This window comes from Winogradskyella pulchriflava (assembly GCF_042434315.1).
GTDB classification, from domain to species: Bacteria; Bacteroidota; Bacteroidia; order Flavobacteriales; family Flavobacteriaceae; genus Winogradskyella; species Winogradskyella pulchriflava.
On record NZ_JBHLTQ010000005.1, the window covers coordinates 438,128 to 456,104 of the forward strand.

Consider the following 17,977-nt stretch of genomic DNA (forward strand, 5'->3'; position numbering starts at 1 on the left):
ATAAGCCCACTTCAATTGTTTCCTTGAAGGAACTATAGAAGTGTCTTAATAACTAACGAATTAAAAACAAGGATGGCATCAATCCATCTTTTACAACATATATAACATGAGCATATTAGATAAAGTACTTAAGGTTTTTGTTGGAGATAAATCCAAACAAGATGTTAGTGCAATTAAACCAATCGTAAATAAAATAAAAACCTTTGAGCAAGCCCTCGAAGCTTTGTCGCATGACGAACTTAGAGCAAAAACTGCTGAGTTTAAAGAAAAAATTGCCGAAGCCAGAAAACCTCTTCTTGAAAAGAAAGAAGAACTTTTAGCTAAAGCCGAAGTTACTGAAGATATTGACGAGCGTGAAGATATCTACGTAGAAGCAGATAAAATTGAAGACGATATCTATGAAGTTACCGAAGAAGTCTTAAACGACATTTTACCTGAAGCCTTTGCTGTGGTAAAAGAAACCGCAAAACGCTTTGTACATAATACCGAAATTTCTGTAACAGCTAACGCTTTTGATAGGGAAGTCTCTGGTGAAAAAGATTATGTTACTTTAAATGGTGACCAAGCTGTATGGGCAAATTCTTGGGATGCTGCAGGTAAGCCTATTACTTGGGATATGATTCACTATGATGTACAGCTTATTGGTGGTATTGCTATGCACCAAGGTAAAATTGCTGAGATGCAGACTGGTGAAGGAAAAACATTGGTAGCAACGCTTCCAGTATATCTTAATGCTCTAGCTGGTAAAGGTGTACACTTGGTAACAGTAAACGATTACTTAGCAAAACGTGATAGCGCTTGGATGGCACCAATTTTTGAGTTCCACGGATTAAGTGTAGATTGTATTGATTACCACACACCAAACTCTGACGCACGTCGTAAAGCATACAATGCAGATATTACTTACGGAACTAACAACGAATTTGGTTTCGATTACTTACGTGATAATATGGCGCATTCGCCAGACGATTTAGTACAACGTCGCCATCATTATGCTATTGTGGATGAGGTGGATTCTGTTTTGGTCGATGATGCACGTACACCATTAATTATTTCGGGTCCTATTCCAAAAGGAGATGAGCATGAGTTTGATGCCTTAAAACCTAAGGTTGAACAAATTGAAGCCGTTCAGCGTAAATATTTAGTAGGTGTTTTAGCAGAAGCCAAGAAATTGATTGCCGAAGGAGACACTAAAGAAGGTGGTTTCAAACTACTACAAGTTTACAGAGGTATTCCAAAAAATAAAGCACTTATAAAGTTTTTGAGTGAAGAAGGTGTAAAACAATTACTTCAAAAAACCGAAAACTTCTACATGCAAGATAACAATAGAGAGATGCCAAAAGTAGATGCAGATCTTTACTATGTTATTGATGAAAAGAATAATCAGGTAGAATTGTCTGACAAAGGTGTAGAATTCCTTTCAGGTAAAGATGACCCTAACTTCTTTGTAATGCCAGAAATGGGTACAGAAATCGCTAAGATTGAAAGTCAAGGGTTATCTTCTGAGGAAGAAGCCAACCTTAAGGAAGACTTATTTAGAGACTTCGGAATTAAATCAGAACGTATTCATACGCTTAACCAGTTACTTAAAGCTTATGCCTTGTTCGAAAAAGACGTTCAGTACGTTGTTATGGACAACAAAGTAATGATTGTAGATGAGCAAACGGGTCGTATTATGGATGGTCGTCGTTATAGTGACGGACTTCACCAAGCGATTGAAGCTAAGGAAAATGTAAAGATTGAAGCTGCCACACAAACCTTTGCTACGGTAACACTTCAAAATTACTTTAGAATGTACCGCAAGCTTTCTGGTATGACTGGTACTGCGGTTACGGAAGCTGGCGAATTCTGGGAAATCTATAAGTTGGATGTTGTAGAAATTCCTACCAACAGACCTATTGCAAGAGATGACAGAGAAGATTTGGTTTATAAGACCAAGCGCGAAAAATACAATGCAGTTATTGACGAAGTTGTTAACTTATCTAACGCTGGCAGACCAGTATTGATTGGTACAACCAACGTTGAAATTTCAGAGCTTTTAGGCAAAATGTTGAGCATTCGTAAGATTCCACATAATGTCTTAAATGCAAAACAGCACAAAAAGGAAGCAGAGATTGTTGCAGAAGCTGGTAATGCTGGCCAAGTAACCATTGCAACCAATATGGCTGGTCGTGGTACAGATATTAAATTGAGTGACGAAGTAAAAGCAGCTGGTGGTTTAGCCATTGTTGGTACGGAACGTCACGATTCGCGTCGTGTAGATAGACAGTTGCGTGGTAGAGCTGGCCGTCAAGGAGATCCAGGAAGTTCACAGTTCTATGTGTCTTTAGAAGATAACTTAATGCGTCTATTTGGTTCTGAACGTATTGCCAAAATGATGGATAGAATGGGACTTAAGGAAGGCGAAGTAATTCAACATTCCATGATTTCAAAATCTATTGAACGTGCACAGAAAAAAGTAGAGGAAAATAACTTTGGTGTACGTAAGCGTTTACTAGAGTATGATGATGTAATGAATGCGCAACGTGAAGTAGTTTACAAACGTCGTCGTAATGCTTTGCATGGTGAACGTCTAAGAGTCGATCTAGCCAACATGATTTTTGATACCTCAGAAGGTATTGCTATAAGTAATAAGGATGCTAACGATTATAAAAACTTTGAGTTTGAATTAATTCGTTACTTCTCAATGTCATCACCAATTTCTGAAGCTGAATTTGGAAAAATGGATGCACAGAAAATTGCAGGAATAATCTATAAAGAAGCCTTTAAGCACTATCGCGAAAAAATGCAACGTGCTGCAGATTTAGCTTTCCCTGTAATTGAAAATGTATATAACACACAACGCGACAGATTTAAACGTATCGTTGTACCTTTTACTGATGGTGTAAAGAACCTTCAAGTCGTAACTGATCTTGAAAAAGCATACGAAACCAAAGGAACACAGCTTATTAATGATTTTGAAAAGAACATTACACTAGCTATAGTAGATGATGCCTGGAAAACGCATTTACGTAAAATGGATGAGTTGAAGCAGTCTGTTCAGTTGGCAGTACACGAGCAAAAAGATCCGTTATTGATTTACAAGTTTGAGTCTTTTGAGCTGTTTAAGTCTATGATTGACCAAGTGAACAAAGATGTGATTTCATTCTTATTTAAAGGTGAAATTCCGCAGGAAACTGCTAATAACATCCAAGAAGCTAAGCGTAGAAAGCAAGAAAAGTTAGAAACGCAAAAAGACGAAATCCCTAATTTAGACGAGCGTTCTTCTCAAAGTAGAGCTGCTGGTGAAGGTGCATCTCGCCAACAACAAGTGGTTGAAACTATTGTAAGAGAACAACCAAAAATTGGCCGTAATGATAAAGTAACAATTAAGCATGTAATGAGTGGTGAAAACAAAACTGTAAAGTATAAGCAAGCCATTCCTTTAATTGAAAAAGGCGAATGGGTTTTGGTTAATAATTAGCAAAACTATTCATTTTGTCATTCTGAACTCGTTTCAGAATCTAAACATTAAAAATCCTGATGTAAACCATTAGGATTTTTTTTCGTCATTGCAAAACCAAGTGAAGCAGTTTGTTAATTATGCATTGTAATAAATAAAAGTGCATAGATTTTAGTAACTTTAAAAATCACTTATCCATATTAGAATATGAAACATATCATTATAGCACTTGTTTTTGCAGGAATTTTATGGTCTTGTAATTCATCGGACAAAACGAAATCGACCACAGAAGAAACTGTTACAAAGGAAATTACAGTTGAAAGTGCATCAAACGAAGCCACTAAAAATTTAAAACCTATAGATTCTGATGAAGCATTAATTGCAACAGCATTAATGGCTGCGCCAGAAGTAAGTAGAGCAGACTGTAAAGTTATTGGCTATAATATGGCAGGTGAATTTGTAACTTTAAAAGAAGGAAACAATGAATTTATCGTACTAGCAGATGACCCTAAAAAAGATGGGTTTAGTGCCGCATGTTATCATAAAGACCTCGAACCCTTTATGGCAAGAGGACGAGCCTTAAAAGCAGAAGGAAAGAAACACCAAGAAATCTTTGATATAAGAGAAGAGGAAGTAAAATCAGGTAAACTTAAAATACCTACAGGTGCCACCTTGCACATCTACTATGGCAAAAACACGCTTTATGACCCTGAAACTTCAAAAGTAGATGATGCACGACTCCGCTATGTGGTTTATATGCCTTATGCAACAGCTGAATCCACAGGTTTACCAGAAGCACCAGCAGCCTCTAACCATCCTTGGATTATGAATCCTGGAACACATAGAGCACATATTATGATTTCACCATTACCAGAATAAAAAATATAAATACGCTTTTTTTAATCCTGATGTAACTATCAGGGTTTTTAATTATACGTCATTGCGAGGAACAAAGTGACAACGCAATCTCATAAATTTAACAGGCGTAATAAACACTTTTCATGTTCTTGTAACAGAATGCTAAATATTACTACATATAATTAAGCATCTTCATACTATGAAAATAAAATCCAATGCATTACCTATAGAATTATCATCACCTTTTTACGATAAAAACAAAACGTTTTGCTCTACATTTGAACATTATATAGCAAGTAAAAACGGCAAAGTAAAAGGAATATACAATGCTTATTCCTATCTCGTATATGGTAAAATAATAAATCCAAAACCATGGAATTTAATCTATAAGAAATCCACCTTTACATCTACAGGTAATCTATTGCTTTCTTCAGAATCCCAAAGCCTTTTAGTATTAGCTGAGTGGAAAACCGAACTTAAAGGAACTTATACTTCTGAAGTTAAAATACGGAAAAGAAAACGTTTAGATAGTTTTATACTACATTTCAATAAGTCCTTATCAATTTTGGACATTACTGATAAATACATCATTTATTCCAAAGGAGAATCAATTAGGGTTTTAAAATCAATTATTGAAATATTAAAACCACTTTTTGTATCAGGAGAAATATATAAAGTTGAACTTATCAATGAAAAACTTAATATCGAACTAAGATCTAAACAACACCATTTTGATATACTAGATAAACTCCTTGTTTTATAACTACACATTTTTATACTTTAGTTGATTTACTTAACGTTTGTAAGATAAGCATCCATAACCTCCTTCGGTACCGCTTCAAAAACAATAGTACGTTTTAAAAAGAACCACCTTTCCGTACGTAACACATAAGGCGAAAATCCTGAACGATGACAACCTTTTAGTGATGGAATATTGTCTATCTCAACAAAAAGCATCACATATCTTGCACCAAAATCCTTTGCTTTTCTAGAAATACGATCTAATGCCGTTGGCATAATACCTTTCCCTCTAAATTCAGGGATTGTAAACACACTTTCTACAATGGCTTCATCATCTTTTAAAATCGGAAATGCATCTCCCCAAAATTCCTGAATTTTATTGTTCTGCTTAGCATCCATTAACCATTGTCGGTAACAGGGAATATCTTTATCTGTTGTTGCTATATAACAGGTAGGAATGTCCTTTTCTATAAGCCCATCATTTTGCAAATCTGCCACAAAATGAGTTTTATCACTCGGTTTATAAGGTCGTATAGAAATGGCTATGGATGCATTTGGTGTTGAAAACTCTTCAGTTAAATCGCGCTTTAAACCAAAGGCTTCCGTTTTTGAAAAGACGCGTTTAGAGATGCCTTTAATAAGAAATCTTAGTTCCCCTTTTTTTATTAAATCTAAAAGTCTGAGTACTATTTTTTTCATATTAATAGAATCTATTGCCTTGTAAAAATAGGATTTAAAAATTACGGCTCTAAACAGGTTTAAACTTTTTATTCTATATTTAGACTCCAAACCTACTTATAATTTTAATGTTATGAAACCAAAACTGTATTACCTACTCACGTTGTTTTTTGCAATTATAATTACCGCTTGCTCTCCAGAAAGCAATAACACAACTGAAGAAGAAACCAATGAATTTATAGTCAATGGTGTGACGTATAATTTAATCTCAGCAATAGTTACAGACGAAAACACATCTACTAATGAGCCAAGTGAAATTGGCATTAGCTTATTCAACAAAACAAGTTCTGAAATTACCGGAAATAGTAACTTAAACGATATTAGCTATGTCTATTTCGATTTTGAAGCTGTTACCATACAGAATACAACCTATACCCAAATTGAAGATTACAATATTTCAATCAATGGTACTATTGTAGATAGCGAATTTAATTATGGTACTATATTACTCTCAGACAATGATTCTGAATCTGATGTCTATGCGCAATCAGGTTCTGTAACGGTTACCAATTTTACAGAATATAATATTGCTTTTACGTTTACATTTACCAGAAATGATGGACAAGTAATTTCTGGTAGTTATGATGGTAATTATTTAGCACCAAATGGTATTGATTAAATAAGTCACCATTTTATCACAAAAAATCCTGATGCAAAACCATCAGGATTTTTTTTGTAAAAGTGCTAACATACAAAGTTTACTGTTGCATTTTTAAATACTTATCTACCGAATGCTTTCCAGAGCCGTAAAACAAAAAGAAAATACTTATTAGTAATACAGTTGTAGCAAGGATAAGGTTTGTAGCATTCATTTCGCCAATAAAATTAATCAACACAGCACCAATGAGTATTGGTAATTGTGCAATTATAGCCCAACGTGTTAACAATCCAAAAACAATTAAGAAGCCACCAACAAAATGTGCTGGAGCGATGTAATGCACTAAAAATACATCACCTATTAACGGTTTAATTGGCTCGTAAAGTTTCATTAAAAGTGGCAGGTTAGACATAAAGTAAACGCCTTGGTAAAACAAAAAAATACCTAATGCAACTCGTAAAAGATCAAGAGGGTAATACGTATGCGCATTTGCCCATTTGTTTAGTGATTTTATATAACCCATAATACAACTGATATTGGTTTCACTTCTTTAAAGTTACTCAATTTTCTTGAGATATAGAACGAAATATTTATAAAACCAACTGAAAATCAATAGTTAAAATGTGTTAATGTCCTTAAAAGTCAATAAACCTTTTTAGTATCTTGATACCAATAACCAATCTACAAAAAACTCATAGACATGATTAAAAGAATAATTTTACCATTAGTATTTCTGGTGTTTACCAGCACTACAATGTACGCTCAAAAAGCAGACAACCTTAAAGCAATAAACATTGTTTGGGCAAAATTCTATAAGGCTTTTGAAACCCTAGATTACACCTTAATGGCAGACATCCATTCCAAGGATTTAGTTCGTGTTTCCGGAGGCAAACGTATTTTAGATTACGATACCTATATTAATAATTACAAAGTTGGCTTTGAAAGCGATAAAAAAGCAGGTCAAACCAGTACTATTTCATTGCGTTTTTTTGAGCGTATTAGTAACGAATTTACGGCTAGTGAACGTGGCATTTATAAATTGGTAAGAAATAAAGGTACAGACAACGAACAGGCATATTATGGTCAGTTTCATGTGGTATTAAAAAAAATAAATGATGAATGGAAAATTACTATGGACTATGATTCCTCTGAAAGTGGAACTATTGACGAAGATGATTACAAGAAAGCCTTTGCTATTGATGATTTTGATAAATTCTTAAACTAACTTTAAAAGTAAATTAGGATCAGGACAATTCTGCTTGTAAAACTCTAAATTTAATTGATTACATACACCAGGATAATCACCACTAAAATCTTGAATATCCCTTATAACTTGAAAGTGTAAATGTGGTGGATAATCTCCATTAACCTCAGCCGTTCCTAATGTTGCTATTTGCTCTCCTTGCCTCACTTCTACTCCAACCTTTATATTTTCAATTGAAGCTGTACTTAAATGTCCGTAAAGCGTAAAAAACTGATGATCTTCAATATGATGTTTCAAAATTAGCGTCGGACCATAATCACCAAAATTGGTGTTATTTTTAAAGCTATGAATTGTTCCTGCTAAAGGTGCATAGATTGGTGTTTCGGCTTCAATCCAAATATCCATTCCTAAGTGAATATTACGTTCTGTTTCAGGATTCGATTGATTAAAGTAAGTACTTCGTTCGTAAATACCACGTTGTTCTAAATAACCTCCAAAAGCAACTTTGGCATTATGGCTTTTTATATAATTCCAAATAAAGGTTTCCAAGTCATCAGAAGATGAGATATTAACTGCTTTTAACGTAGGATTATTTACTGATAAATCTATAGGTTTATAGGCACTCTTAGGAATTGAAACCTCTAACAAAGGATGAGGATTAATTGATTTAAAAAAAACTTCAAAAGAAGATAGTGCCATAAAAAGAAAATTTCCATAAAAATACGATTCTATTTTAATGGAAAGCAGCAAAAGAAAATTGAAAAAAAGATTCTGAAATAACTTCAGAATGGCAAACATTTAAATCATAGTAAAAGTAGTTTTAGTTCATAATCAGGTTGCTATACTTTGCATTAATCACTATGTTTCTATTAGAGCTTTGGCCATCTGGATAGTTTCTAATAGTTTTCTGTGAAGTCGGTTTGTTATTAAGTTTAGAACGACTCCCTTTAAAATACAAACTAAAATCTATGTTTTTCGGTAAATTGACTAATGCATCACTGTTCTCTAAAACTAGGTTTAAGTTTTTGAACGATTCCGTAAGGTTAGAAATTGTCAAGTCACCAAAACTTCCATCAATAATGCCAGTATCCGTTAAATTTTCAATATTTATGTTAGACGATTTAGAGTTCAGCACTAAATTTTTGGCATTTCTAATCTGAGCTCTTTCTACATAATTTAGATTGAGTGTTCCTAAATTCCAATCTTTTATAACAACAGGTGAGTAAGAAACATTGATGGAAGTTTCACTTCCATCAATGTTTTCTGCTATTAAAAATGCATGCGATATATCTCCTTTAAGGTTATAAATAACCGAAGATAATTTTAACTCACCATGCCTTATATTGGTTTTAAGTTTTGCCTTTTTAGGGATTTTAATTTTAATAATCTTCTTTACTTTACTGTTGCTGCCTTCACCCAAACGCTTTACTAAAATAGCATCTCTTTTAGCACGTAATACATCATTACGGCTTTGAGCTTGTGCTGCACGTTCAACATAACGTTCTGCTATTGCTGCTTGACGCTCTGCCATTTTTTCTTGGCGCTCTTCCATAGCCTTGCCTCTTTCCTCCATAATCTTGGCACGTTCCTCCATTTCCTTTTCATATTTTTCACCAAAGCGTTCTCCCCAAGCTTCCATTTTTTCTGCCCATTCTTTTCCGAATTTTTCACCAAATTCTTCTCCCCATTTTTCCATATCTTTTGCATACTCTTCTCCAAACTTCTCACCCCATTTTTCCATATCCTTTGCCCATTTGCCTTCAAAACGTTTGCTGTATTCTTCTCCCCATTTCTTCATTTTTTCCTGATAACCAGATTCAGCAAATTGTTTAGCCCAAGCTTCCATACGCTCTTGAAGTTCTTTACCACCTTCTTTCTCATACCTTTTACTCCACTCTTCTAAATACTTTTCACCTTCATTTTGATATCTTTCATAATCAAACCTAATCGTATTAATACCCTTTGGAAGTTCTGGCAATTTTGGCATTTCTGGCATCTCAGGAACTTTAGGCATTTTTGGCATATCCGGAAAGCCTCCTATTAGTGGCATACGAGGCATTACTGCTATTTCAGGCATTTCTGGTATTTCTGCCAAGTCCATTTCTAAATCTCGTAATACATCTACGTAATCTCCTTCACCTAATAAACCTATAGACCTTCCTCCACTAGACGATATAATAACATGATCGCTAGAGCCTTCAACTTTTAAATTCCAGGCTTCTAAAGCACGTTTTAATTCTTCTGGAGAAAGTTTGTCACTTTCTATATAAGCCTCAACTTCTACAACATCCTTGTTCCATGTATCGATTTCAATTTCTACATAGCTTGTGTTTAAATCAACTACTACGTCTTTGTTCACTTTAATGGACTGCGACGTTTTACTTAATTTCTTTTGCGCATAACCAACTGTGGTTAAAAGGCACAACATTAAAATTTTGATTGTTTTTTTCATGTTTGTTTGATTTTTAGAGATACTCAGTAAAGCTGAGTAAAATCTGTTCGTTTTTTGATTTATAAATATTGATTAGATACTTTCTGGTTCAAAGGAATCGTCATTAAACTCTTGAAGCTTTTCCTTAAGACGTAAGACTAGATTTAATCTGAACTTTAAATTGTCAATTAATGCATCTAAAGTTTCTTCATTAGGCCCATTTTCATTGAGTTCTATAGTAAGTCTATCGTATTCTTCATTTAACTCTTTAAGACGAAGTACATAACCATCAAACAACTCTTTGTTTTCTGGTGTTAGCTGTACTTTAGACAATTCTAAATTGATACTTGCTAAATAATAGTCTTCTACTTTCTTTAGGTCTGGTGAAACATCACCTAAGGTTTTTATATCAGTTTCTACAACCTTAACAGGCTCATCAGGTAAATCAGGTAATTGAAAAAACTGAAATGCACCATAACTCAGCCCTAATAAAACAACTACACTAGCTGCAATATTTAAGTAACTGAAACGACTAGGTGCTTTTTTCTTAGGCAATTCTTTTTCAAGCTTGTCTAAAAAGCGTGCTTCATGACCTTTAGACATTTTCACATCTTGCTCCTTTGCGTCTTCACTAAATAAGTTTCTAAGATCTTGTGCCATTTTTTTCTGTTTTTAATGCTAATTGTAATTTTTGTTTCCCTCTAGATAATTGTGTTCTTGATGCCACTTCAGAAATATCCAGAATTTCAGATATTTCCTGATGATCGTAACCTTCAATCAAATAGAGCATTACTACATATTTATATTTTTCTGGTAGCTGCTCAATAGCAGTTTTTACGTCTTTTATTGTTATTTCATCATCAACCAACCATTCGCTTTGATAATCTGCATCAACAACATTAAGATGATGTTCTTCCAACTCAATTAATCGTTGACGTTTAGACTTTAAAACATCTATGCATCTGTTAATTACGATGCGTTTTAACCACGCTCCAAAACTCACCTCTGCCTTATATTGTTCTAATTTTGAAAACGCTTTTATAAAGGCTTCTTGCACAATATCTTCAGCCTCCATAGTGTCCTTTACAAACCTAAGTGCAACTATAAGCATACCATTACAGTATTGATTGTACAATTGCATTTGCGCTTGTCTATCATTCTGCTTGCATTTTTCAACAATATGAATTTGAAACGTGCTGATTTTGGTTTTAATTTTTGATTGGTTATACTCGATAATCGAGATTAAATAGTTGAAACTTATTTCAAACTAATTTCACTCTAAAGACGACACAAAATTCTAAGTGTGGCAAAAAACTTTGAAAAATTTTACATTTTATAACATTTACTTAAAATTCAGCGTTTCGTTCTATAAATTTAGGGAATTGAATTATCTTTAATTTTTAAAAATTATGTTCCATAAAAAATCGCTAGAAAAAGAACTATGTTAAAACGCCTCCTTATTGCATTATCCATCATAGCTTTGGGCTTGCTTCTGTATTCTGTATTTGTTGAAAATATTTTTGCACCGCGCTTAAGTCCAAAAGATACTGCTAAAATTACGCTTAACGACTTAAAATTAGAAGTTGAATACAACAGACCATCTAAACGCGACCGTATTGTTTTTGGTGCTCTTGTGCCTTATGATAGAGTTTGGAGAACTGGAGCAAACGAAGCCACTACGTTTGAAACCAATCAAAATTTATTGATTGATGGTATATTACTTAAGAAAGGAAAATATACACTTTGGACGGTACCAATGGAGAATTCATGGAAAGTGATGTTCAACTCAAAACAATACGAATGGGGAGTTGATGAAAAGATGGAGCCTATGTGGGATCCTAACTATGATGTATTAGAAATTGTAGTCCCTTCTCAAGACCTTGAAGAAACCGTTGAGCAATTCACCATTGCCTTTGATAATAAATTAGGCACTTTAAAATTAACCATGGCTTGGGATCAAACCTTAATTGAAATCCCAATGAAAGTCTCACCTAGTAAATCTTAAAATGAAATTGCAAAGTGGCAAAAAAAGACAAGACATATCAATCTGCTTTGCATGAAAAAGATGGTATTGATCCTCCTAAAACATTAAGTAAGGATTCTGCTATATCCATTAAGTCCAAACGCCAAAAACAACCATCCGTTGATGATTTGGTAGAAGGCATAACGTCAGGAAACATAACTGCATTAAGTAGAGCCATAACTTTAGTTGAAAGCACCAATAAGGCTCATACAGACAAAGCTCGTAATATTATTACCGCTTGCTTACCTTACGCTAACAAATCCATTAGAATAGGTATAACTGGTGTTCCAGGTGTTGGTAAGAGCACCTTTATAGAAGCTTTTGGCACTTATCTCACAAGTATTGGCAAAAAGGTTGCTGTATTGGCCGTAGACCCAAGTAGCACCTTGAGTAAAGGCAGTATTTTGGGAGATAAAACAAGGATGGAAGACCTTGTAAAAGACGAAAATGCCTTCATAAGACCATCACCTTCTGGAAATTCCTTAGGTGGTGTTGCGCGCAAAACCAGAGAAACCATTGTTTTATGTGAAGCTGCAGGATTTGATATTATAATTATTGAAACCGTTGGTGTTGGACAAAGTGAAACCACTGTGCATAGCATGGTAGACTTCTTTTTGCTTTTAAAACTTGCTGGTGCTGGTGACGAATTGCAAGGCATTAAACGTGGTATTATTGAAATGGCAGATGCTATAATTATTAATAAAGCTGATGGATCTAATCTTAAAGCTGCAAAATCTGCAAAGGTGGAGTTTAACAGAGCCTTGCATCTCTATCCTTCTAAAGCATCAGGTTGGTCGCCAAAAGTAACTTTGTGTAGTGCCTTAAAAAAAGTAGGTATTGCCGATGCTTGGAATTTAATTAAAGACTACTGCGAAATAACCACTTCTAATCAGTATTTTGAACACAACCGTAATAATCAAAATAAGTTTTGGTTGCTTCAAACCATAGATGAGCACTTAAAATCCAACTTCTATGAATCTCCAAAAATCAAATTAGAATTACAAAAACAAATCGATTTGGTTGAAGCTGGAAAAACAACTCCTTTTGCTGCTGCAGAATACTTGCTTTCCTTGTAGTTTAAAAAACTATACTTTTGTATAGACTAAGCATCAAAACGCATGAGGTATAAACTGAACATCATCGTTCCCGTCTATAATGAAGAAGAAAACCTTGAGCGTTTAGAAACTGAACTTGCCAACTATCTTAAAATAGCCTCTGTACCTTCTTCCGTATTGTTTGTTAATGATGGTTCTACAGATCGCAGCCAGACTTTAATAGAAGATATTTGCGATAGAAATGAAGCGTTTGAGTATATTCTTTTTAAACAAAACAGAGGTTTAAGCACTGCTATAAAAGCAGGTTTTGATTATACTGATACTGAACTTGTTGGCTATATTGATGCAGATTTACAAACCAAGCCAGAAGACTTCAACATACTATTAGAACATATTGATGCTCATGCACTTGTTACTGGTGTACGTACTAACCGAAAAGATGCATTTGCAAAAAAGATGTCTTCAAAAATTGCTAATAGCATTAGACGAATGTTTACGAAAGATGGTATGGACGATACTAACTGTCCGTTGCGAATTATAAAAACGGATTATGCCAAGCGTATTCCTATGTTTAGAGGCTTGCATCGTTTTTTGCCAGCTATGATAATGCTTCAAAAAGGTACTATAGTGCAAATACCAATACAGCATTTCCCCAGAGTTGCTGGCACTTCAAAATACGGGTTTTGGAATCGGCTTTTTGGCCCTTTAATAGATTGTTTTGCCTATCTATGGATGAAGAAAAACTATATTAACTATGAAGTTACCAAATCCAGTAAATAATGCCTTATGGATTTATTAGCAATGCTAAGCTAAAGACCTTCGTCAACTTCCTTAATCGTAAAACGAGATTGTACATATTTATCAAGCTTATAAAAACCATAGCCTGATACACCACCAAAGATAAATCCTGAAAGTACGTCTAACGGATAATGCACACCAATATAAATACGACTGTAACCCATTAAAATTGCCCAAAAAACGAGAATATAGACTAGGTATTTATATTTTTCTCGCAGTATTAAACCAACTAAAATAGCCACACCCATTGAATTACTTGAATGTCCAGAAAAGTAACCAAATCTACCTCCACAACCTTCTCTAACCAAACGCATTAGATCCTTTACACCATCTTGATGACATGGTCTAAAACGTTCAAATCCGTGTTTAAACAAATTAGTAACCTGATCTGTAAAAGAAACCATTAATACCGCTGTAATTAATGTAAGCACCACCATTTTTGTTCCTAGTCGTTTGTATAAAAGGTAAAGTAAAAAAGCATATAAGGGAATCCAATGCCATTTTGTAGTGTAAGCCATCCAAAACCAGTCCCAGCTATCTGTGCCTAGTCCATTAAGGTATAAAAATAATTCTCTATCAAACTCAACAAGTTGTTCTAGCATGCAATTGTATTTTTTTAATCTTCATATCTCGCAACTTCTCTATCGTAAAAGTCTGTTGCTTGCCGGATATAGTTTTCCATTTCTGTTTCCAATTCCTTTTGGTCATGGTCATCAAACTCTTCAAACCATTCTACCTCATCATTTTCTAGATTGATGATGAATCTCGGAAATTCTGTATGAATTATAAATATGGCATCCGGATAATCTGTATTATCGCCTAGTATGAATTTTGGTAGCTCCATCTTATTAATTAAAAGTTTTTGAGTACTTAAAGTGCCTAAAGTTTTTCTTACTCTTGTGGCAAAAATACAAATTTAGTTATGAGTTGAAAGTACTTGAAGTCTCTAAAAAGTTAAAAGTACTTGAAGTGCCTAAAGTTTTAAGCACGACTAACAATCAACTTCTTGGTGAGATAATTAAACCTAAAGAACAATAAAACTGCCGCAGCACTTAAACCTGCAATAAGTCCTATCCATATACCTAGACTTCCGTAAGCTTCTTCTTTGCCTAAATAATAACTAATTGGAAAGCCAATAACCCAATACGAAATAAAAGTAATTAAGGTTGGCATTTTTACATCCTGCAATCCACGTAGCGCACCAAGAGCAATCACTTGTAAACTATCGCTAATCTGAAAAACTGCTGCTGCCAATAACAAAGTTGCTGCTATACTTACTACTTCTGCAGTATCTACAGCATTTTCTGGATCATCTAAATCTACATATAAATCTGGAAGAAACTGATGAAAAATCACGAAGAACAATGCAAAAACAACTGCAAAAATAAAACCGACTAAAAAGATGGATTCTGCAATACGTTTTAAGGCTTTAAAATCTTTTAAGCCCTTTTGATTGCCTACTCTTACCATTGCTGCTACACTTAAACCTGTAGCCACCATAAAGGTCATTGAAGATAAATTAAGGGCAATCTGATTGGCTGCTTGTGCATTTGCACCTAAGGTTCCACTTAACCAAATGGCTGCTGTAAAAATGGCTACTTCAAAAAACATTTGCATTGCACTTGGCAAACCTAAATTAGTAAGCCTTCTGAGTGGTTGTTTACTTAATTTAAAGAATTTTATATTGGTAACAAAAGCTTTCGATTTTTCGCGCTTGGCTAATAACCACCATAGATAAAACAGCATGACAAATCGTGATACCAAGGTACCAACTGCAGCACCTACAATGCCCATTTCTGGAAAACCAAATTTTCCGAAGATGAGTACGTAATTAATAGCTACATTTAAAATATTAGCAATTATAGTTGCATACATTGGATACTTCGTCAGCGATAAACCATCAATAAACTGCTTAAATGCCTGAAATACGATTAATGGCACCAAAGAAAATGCTACTAAATCTAGATACGGAATGGCCAATTCTACCACTTCTTCTGGCTGGTCCATAATGTGCATCAATGGCTTGGCAAGCAATAGCATTAAGAACAGTAACAAGCCTAAAACCGTACAAAGAAAAAAACCATGTTTAAAAACTGATTTTCCTTTTTCAAAATTATTCTCCGAATCGGCTTCAGCAACTAAAGGTGTAATGGCTGTAGAAAAGCCAATACCTATAGACATGGCAATAAAAATAAAACTATTGCCTAAAGAAACAGCAGCCAATTCTGCGGCTCCCAATTGCCCAACCATAACATTATCGACAAAACTGACAAAAGTGTGCCCAAGCATGCCTAACATCACAGGAGATGCCAGTTTAAGGTTGTATTTAAATTCTTTGGTATAGTTGCTTAAAACCATTGTGCAAAAGTAACACTTCGGTTGGGTAAAAAAGTCTAATTATTTTACAAAATATTTAAAATCTCGAATAACCATTTTCAACATGTTGCAGACCAAAAAGAAACGCTTTAATCAATCCTTTTGCCTTGTGTTAAAAAGGATAATCCTTGCTGACCTGCTGTAGATGTCATGACTCCTTCAAAAATTGGCTCAGAACAATGCTCTGGAATTTTCCAATCGAATAAAAAGTTGGATCCTGTTCCGCCAGAAACATCAAGTTCTTTAATGACAATATCCAAAGTTTCCAAAGGTCCTAAATACACTGGCTTTGTAATATATGTTTTAAGCAATTCGCCATGTGTACCATAATAGTTTGCTTTGTATAAATAAATCGTATCTGTAATACTTGTGTTTCTTAGACTTATCATCGCAGTAAGATTGTATTTTTTATGCTGGGAAATACTATAAATCTGTGAATATATAGACAGGTAAGATCTACCGCTTTCTAAAGAATCTAATTTTGAAACATCTGCAATTCTACGTTCCCAATGTATTTTTTCAAATTCTTCTTCTACAGCTCTTTCATCACAAGAATAAAAGCTAATGGCTACGAAAAGTAAAAGTGTTATTTTCTTCATAATGCAATGATTTGATTTACGATACCTTACAAAAATAACAGTTTGTAGTTAGTTTATAGAATTAATTTTAAGAGATTCTATTCTTATTTTAATTAAGCATTAAAGTATATAAATTTTGGCTTACATACTTTAATGCTATTTACTTATTTCTAACTAATTCAATACGTTGTTAATGGTTTTGTTCCATCTTTCAATAGTTTCAAATTCGCCATTTAATTGATAGTTGACATCTGCGTTGTAAAACTCTAAGACAACTTCATGTTTAAGACGATCTGCAAAACTCAATTGTAAAGCAAGACGTTGAATTATTTTATTGCCTTTAATTGATCTGTAAACATTAGCTGTTTTACAATCTATAACTGAGTTTAAATCTACAAATTGCTCTTTGTAAGCATCCTCTGTTTTTTCCACAAAAATCAGTGTTTTTTTAGTTTCATCTACACCAATGGCGTAGCTTCCACAAATTTCATATTGAGTTATTTCACTCTCGTGCTTTTTGGCTATGTTTTTAAGCACTGTTAAAAATTGTTTTTCTTTTTTCTTTCTACCTATACCTATAAGTACAAAAGGTGAAGCGCATATAACAACGCATACCATTCCTGTAAGGATTGTTCCTAAATCCATTTTTATTTTGTTTAATTTTTTGATATACTAATTCCTATATGAAGTGGTCATCCACAACATACGGTTACGATAAATTGAACTACTAAAATTGTAGTTTTTAAAAAACAGGAATTACCAAAAATTATGGAAAGGAAAAATGAGATCGGATTTTCTATACCTAATCCTAAGGGTTTGTAAGTGATCTTTATACTGCTTATATTTTGCTGAGTACTGTAATTCGTTAGAAAATGTAAGCTTACAAAAATCATCAAAAGACAACTTAAAATCTGGAGATACATTAATTTCTACAGAGGTCAGTATATTTTCTGCTTGTTGTGTGTGAAGAAAGTGAACTTTAGAAGTGTTAACCAAATAATCTTGCTGTTCATTGGTGTTTTGAACCGTTAACACACTTGGATAATGTACCGTTTTTGCAGATGCATAAATCCCAAAACAATAAATTGTAATGAGCAGTAGTACTTTTAGTATGTGATTGGTATTCTTCACTTTT

20 protein-coding genes are annotated in these 17,977 nt (G+C 33.9%); 8 read left to right on the forward strand and 12 right to left on the reverse strand.

The window, feature by feature from the left end:
- The first annotated feature begins 106 nt into the window (after positions 1 to 106).
- The 3 genes from secA to ACFFGA_RS11330 all read left to right on the forward strand — a co-directional run bounded on the left by secA (position 107) and on the right by ACFFGA_RS11330 (position 5,063).
- Positions 107 to 3,463 (forward strand): preprotein translocase subunit SecA, encoded by a 3,357-nt coding sequence (gene secA, locus ACFFGA_RS11320; protein WP_386063991.1) that lies wholly within the window; start codon positions 107 to 109, stop codon positions 3,461 to 3,463.
- 186 nt (positions 3,464 to 3,649) lie between these two features.
- Positions 3,650 to 4,321 carry a hypothetical protein gene (locus tag ACFFGA_RS11325; protein ID WP_386063994.1) on the forward strand — a complete coding sequence of 224 codons (672 nt, stop codon included), beginning with the start codon at positions 3,650 to 3,652 and terminating at the stop codon, positions 4,319 to 4,321.
- Between the two features lie 178 nt (positions 4,322 to 4,499).
- Positions 4,500 to 5,063: a hypothetical protein gene (locus tag ACFFGA_RS11330; protein WP_386063996.1), complete on the forward strand. Its 564-nt coding sequence runs from the start codon at positions 4,500 to 4,502 to the stop codon at positions 5,061 to 5,063.
- A gap of 26 nt (positions 5,064 to 5,089) precedes the next feature.
- On the opposite strand, the gene ACFFGA_RS11335 is transcribed toward ACFFGA_RS11330, so the two are convergent.
- Complete coding sequence (locus ACFFGA_RS11335; protein ID WP_386063999.1) at positions 5,090 to 5,740, reverse strand: GNAT family N-acetyltransferase; 651 nt, start codon at positions 5,738 to 5,740, stop codon at positions 5,090 to 5,092.
- Between the two features lie 112 nt (positions 5,741 to 5,852).
- Between ACFFGA_RS11335 and ACFFGA_RS11340 the strand changes: the two genes are divergently transcribed.
- On the forward strand, positions 5,853 to 6,398 hold the full coding sequence (locus tag ACFFGA_RS11340; RefSeq protein WP_386064002.1) for a hypothetical protein: 546 nt from the start codon (positions 5,853 to 5,855) through the stop codon (positions 6,396 to 6,398).
- A 79-nt stretch (positions 6,399 to 6,477) separates the two neighbouring features.
- On the opposite strand, the gene ACFFGA_RS11345 is transcribed toward ACFFGA_RS11340, so the two are convergent.
- On the reverse strand, positions 6,478 to 6,900 hold the full coding sequence (locus tag ACFFGA_RS11345; RefSeq protein WP_386064004.1) for a DoxX family protein: 423 nt from the start codon (positions 6,898 to 6,900) through the stop codon (positions 6,478 to 6,480).
- 177 nt (positions 6,901 to 7,077) lie between these two features.
- Between ACFFGA_RS11345 and ACFFGA_RS11350 the strand changes: the two genes are divergently transcribed.
- Positions 7,078 to 7,602, forward strand: a complete 525-nt coding sequence (locus tag ACFFGA_RS11350) for a nuclear transport factor 2 family protein (protein ID WP_386064007.1) — start codon at positions 7,078 to 7,080, stop codon at positions 7,600 to 7,602.
- Here ACFFGA_RS11350 and ACFFGA_RS11355 read toward each other — a convergent pair.
- The 4 genes from ACFFGA_RS11355 to ACFFGA_RS11370 all read right to left on the reverse strand — a co-directional run bounded on the left by ACFFGA_RS11355 (position 7,594) and on the right by ACFFGA_RS11370 (position 11,153).
- Entirely contained in the window at positions 7,594 to 8,280 is a 687-nt protein-coding gene (locus ACFFGA_RS11355; protein WP_386064009.1) for a peptidoglycan DD-metalloendopeptidase family protein, read from the reverse strand. The two genes, ACFFGA_RS11350 and ACFFGA_RS11355, sit on opposite strands and share 9 nt — an antisense overlap.
- Before the next feature lie 121 nt (positions 8,281 to 8,401).
- A complete protein-coding gene (locus ACFFGA_RS11360) occupies positions 8,402 to 10,033 on the reverse strand; it encodes a hypothetical protein (protein ID WP_386064012.1) in 1,632 nt (543 codons plus the stop codon).
- Positions 10,034 to 10,105: 72 nt separating this feature from the next.
- On the reverse strand, positions 10,106 to 10,672 hold the full coding sequence (locus tag ACFFGA_RS11365; protein ID WP_386064015.1) for a hypothetical protein: 567 nt from the start codon (positions 10,670 to 10,672) through the stop codon (positions 10,106 to 10,108).
- Entirely contained in the window at positions 10,656 to 11,153 is a 498-nt protein-coding gene (locus tag ACFFGA_RS11370) for an RNA polymerase sigma factor (protein WP_386064018.1), read from the reverse strand. Before ACFFGA_RS11370 ends, ACFFGA_RS11365 begins: the two co-directional genes overlap by 17 nt.
- Before the next feature lie 300 nt (positions 11,154 to 11,453).
- Between ACFFGA_RS11370 and ACFFGA_RS11375 the strand changes: the two genes are divergently transcribed.
- Genes ACFFGA_RS11375 through ACFFGA_RS11385 form a run of 3 tightly spaced genes read left to right on the forward strand, consistent with a single transcriptional unit; the run spans position 11,454 to position 13,870 of the window.
- Positions 11,454 to 12,017, forward strand: coding sequence for a DUF2911 domain-containing protein (locus tag ACFFGA_RS11375; protein ID WP_386064020.1), 564 nt, complete (start codon positions 11,454 to 11,456; stop codon positions 12,015 to 12,017).
- A gap of 14 nt (positions 12,018 to 12,031) precedes the next feature.
- Positions 12,032 to 13,111, forward strand: coding sequence for a methylmalonyl Co-A mutase-associated GTPase MeaB (meaB, locus tag ACFFGA_RS11380; RefSeq protein ID WP_386064023.1), 1,080 nt, complete (start codon positions 12,032 to 12,034; stop codon positions 13,109 to 13,111).
- Between the two features lie 42 nt (positions 13,112 to 13,153).
- Positions 13,154 to 13,870, forward strand: a complete 717-nt coding sequence (locus ACFFGA_RS11385) for a glycosyltransferase family 2 protein (RefSeq protein WP_386064025.1) — start codon at positions 13,154 to 13,156, stop codon at positions 13,868 to 13,870.
- A 29-nt stretch (positions 13,871 to 13,899) separates the two neighbouring features.
- Here the strand turns inward: ACFFGA_RS11385 and ACFFGA_RS11390 are convergent, their stop codons facing one another.
- The 6 genes from ACFFGA_RS11390 to ACFFGA_RS11415 all read right to left on the reverse strand — a co-directional run bounded on the left by ACFFGA_RS11390 (position 13,900) and on the right by ACFFGA_RS11415 (position 17,973).
- Positions 13,900 to 14,490 carry a phosphatase PAP2 family protein gene (locus ACFFGA_RS11390; protein ID WP_386064028.1) on the reverse strand — a complete coding sequence of 197 codons (591 nt, stop codon included), beginning with the start codon at positions 14,488 to 14,490 and terminating at the stop codon, positions 13,900 to 13,902.
- A gap of 14 nt (positions 14,491 to 14,504) precedes the next feature.
- On the reverse strand, positions 14,505 to 14,732 hold the full coding sequence (locus tag ACFFGA_RS11395) for a DUF8828 family protein (RefSeq protein ID WP_386064029.1): 228 nt from the start codon (positions 14,730 to 14,732) through the stop codon (positions 14,505 to 14,507).
- Positions 14,733 to 14,869: 137 nt separating this feature from the next.
- Complete coding sequence (locus ACFFGA_RS11400; RefSeq protein ID WP_386064031.1) at positions 14,870 to 16,246, reverse strand: MATE family efflux transporter; 1,377 nt, start codon at positions 16,244 to 16,246, stop codon at positions 14,870 to 14,872.
- A 107-nt stretch (positions 16,247 to 16,353) separates the two neighbouring features.
- On the reverse strand, positions 16,354 to 16,863 hold the full coding sequence (locus ACFFGA_RS11405; protein ID WP_386064034.1) for a DUF3124 domain-containing protein: 510 nt from the start codon (positions 16,861 to 16,863) through the stop codon (positions 16,354 to 16,356).
- Between the two features lie 153 nt (positions 16,864 to 17,016).
- Positions 17,017 to 17,487: a hypothetical protein gene (locus tag ACFFGA_RS11410; protein ID WP_386064036.1), complete on the reverse strand. Its 471-nt coding sequence runs from the start codon at positions 17,485 to 17,487 to the stop codon at positions 17,017 to 17,019.
- 111 nt (positions 17,488 to 17,598) lie between these two features.
- Positions 17,599 to 17,973, reverse strand: a complete 375-nt coding sequence (locus ACFFGA_RS11415; protein WP_386064039.1) for a hypothetical protein — start codon at positions 17,971 to 17,973, stop codon at positions 17,599 to 17,601.
- Between the last annotated feature and the right edge of the window lie 4 nt (positions 17,974 to 17,977).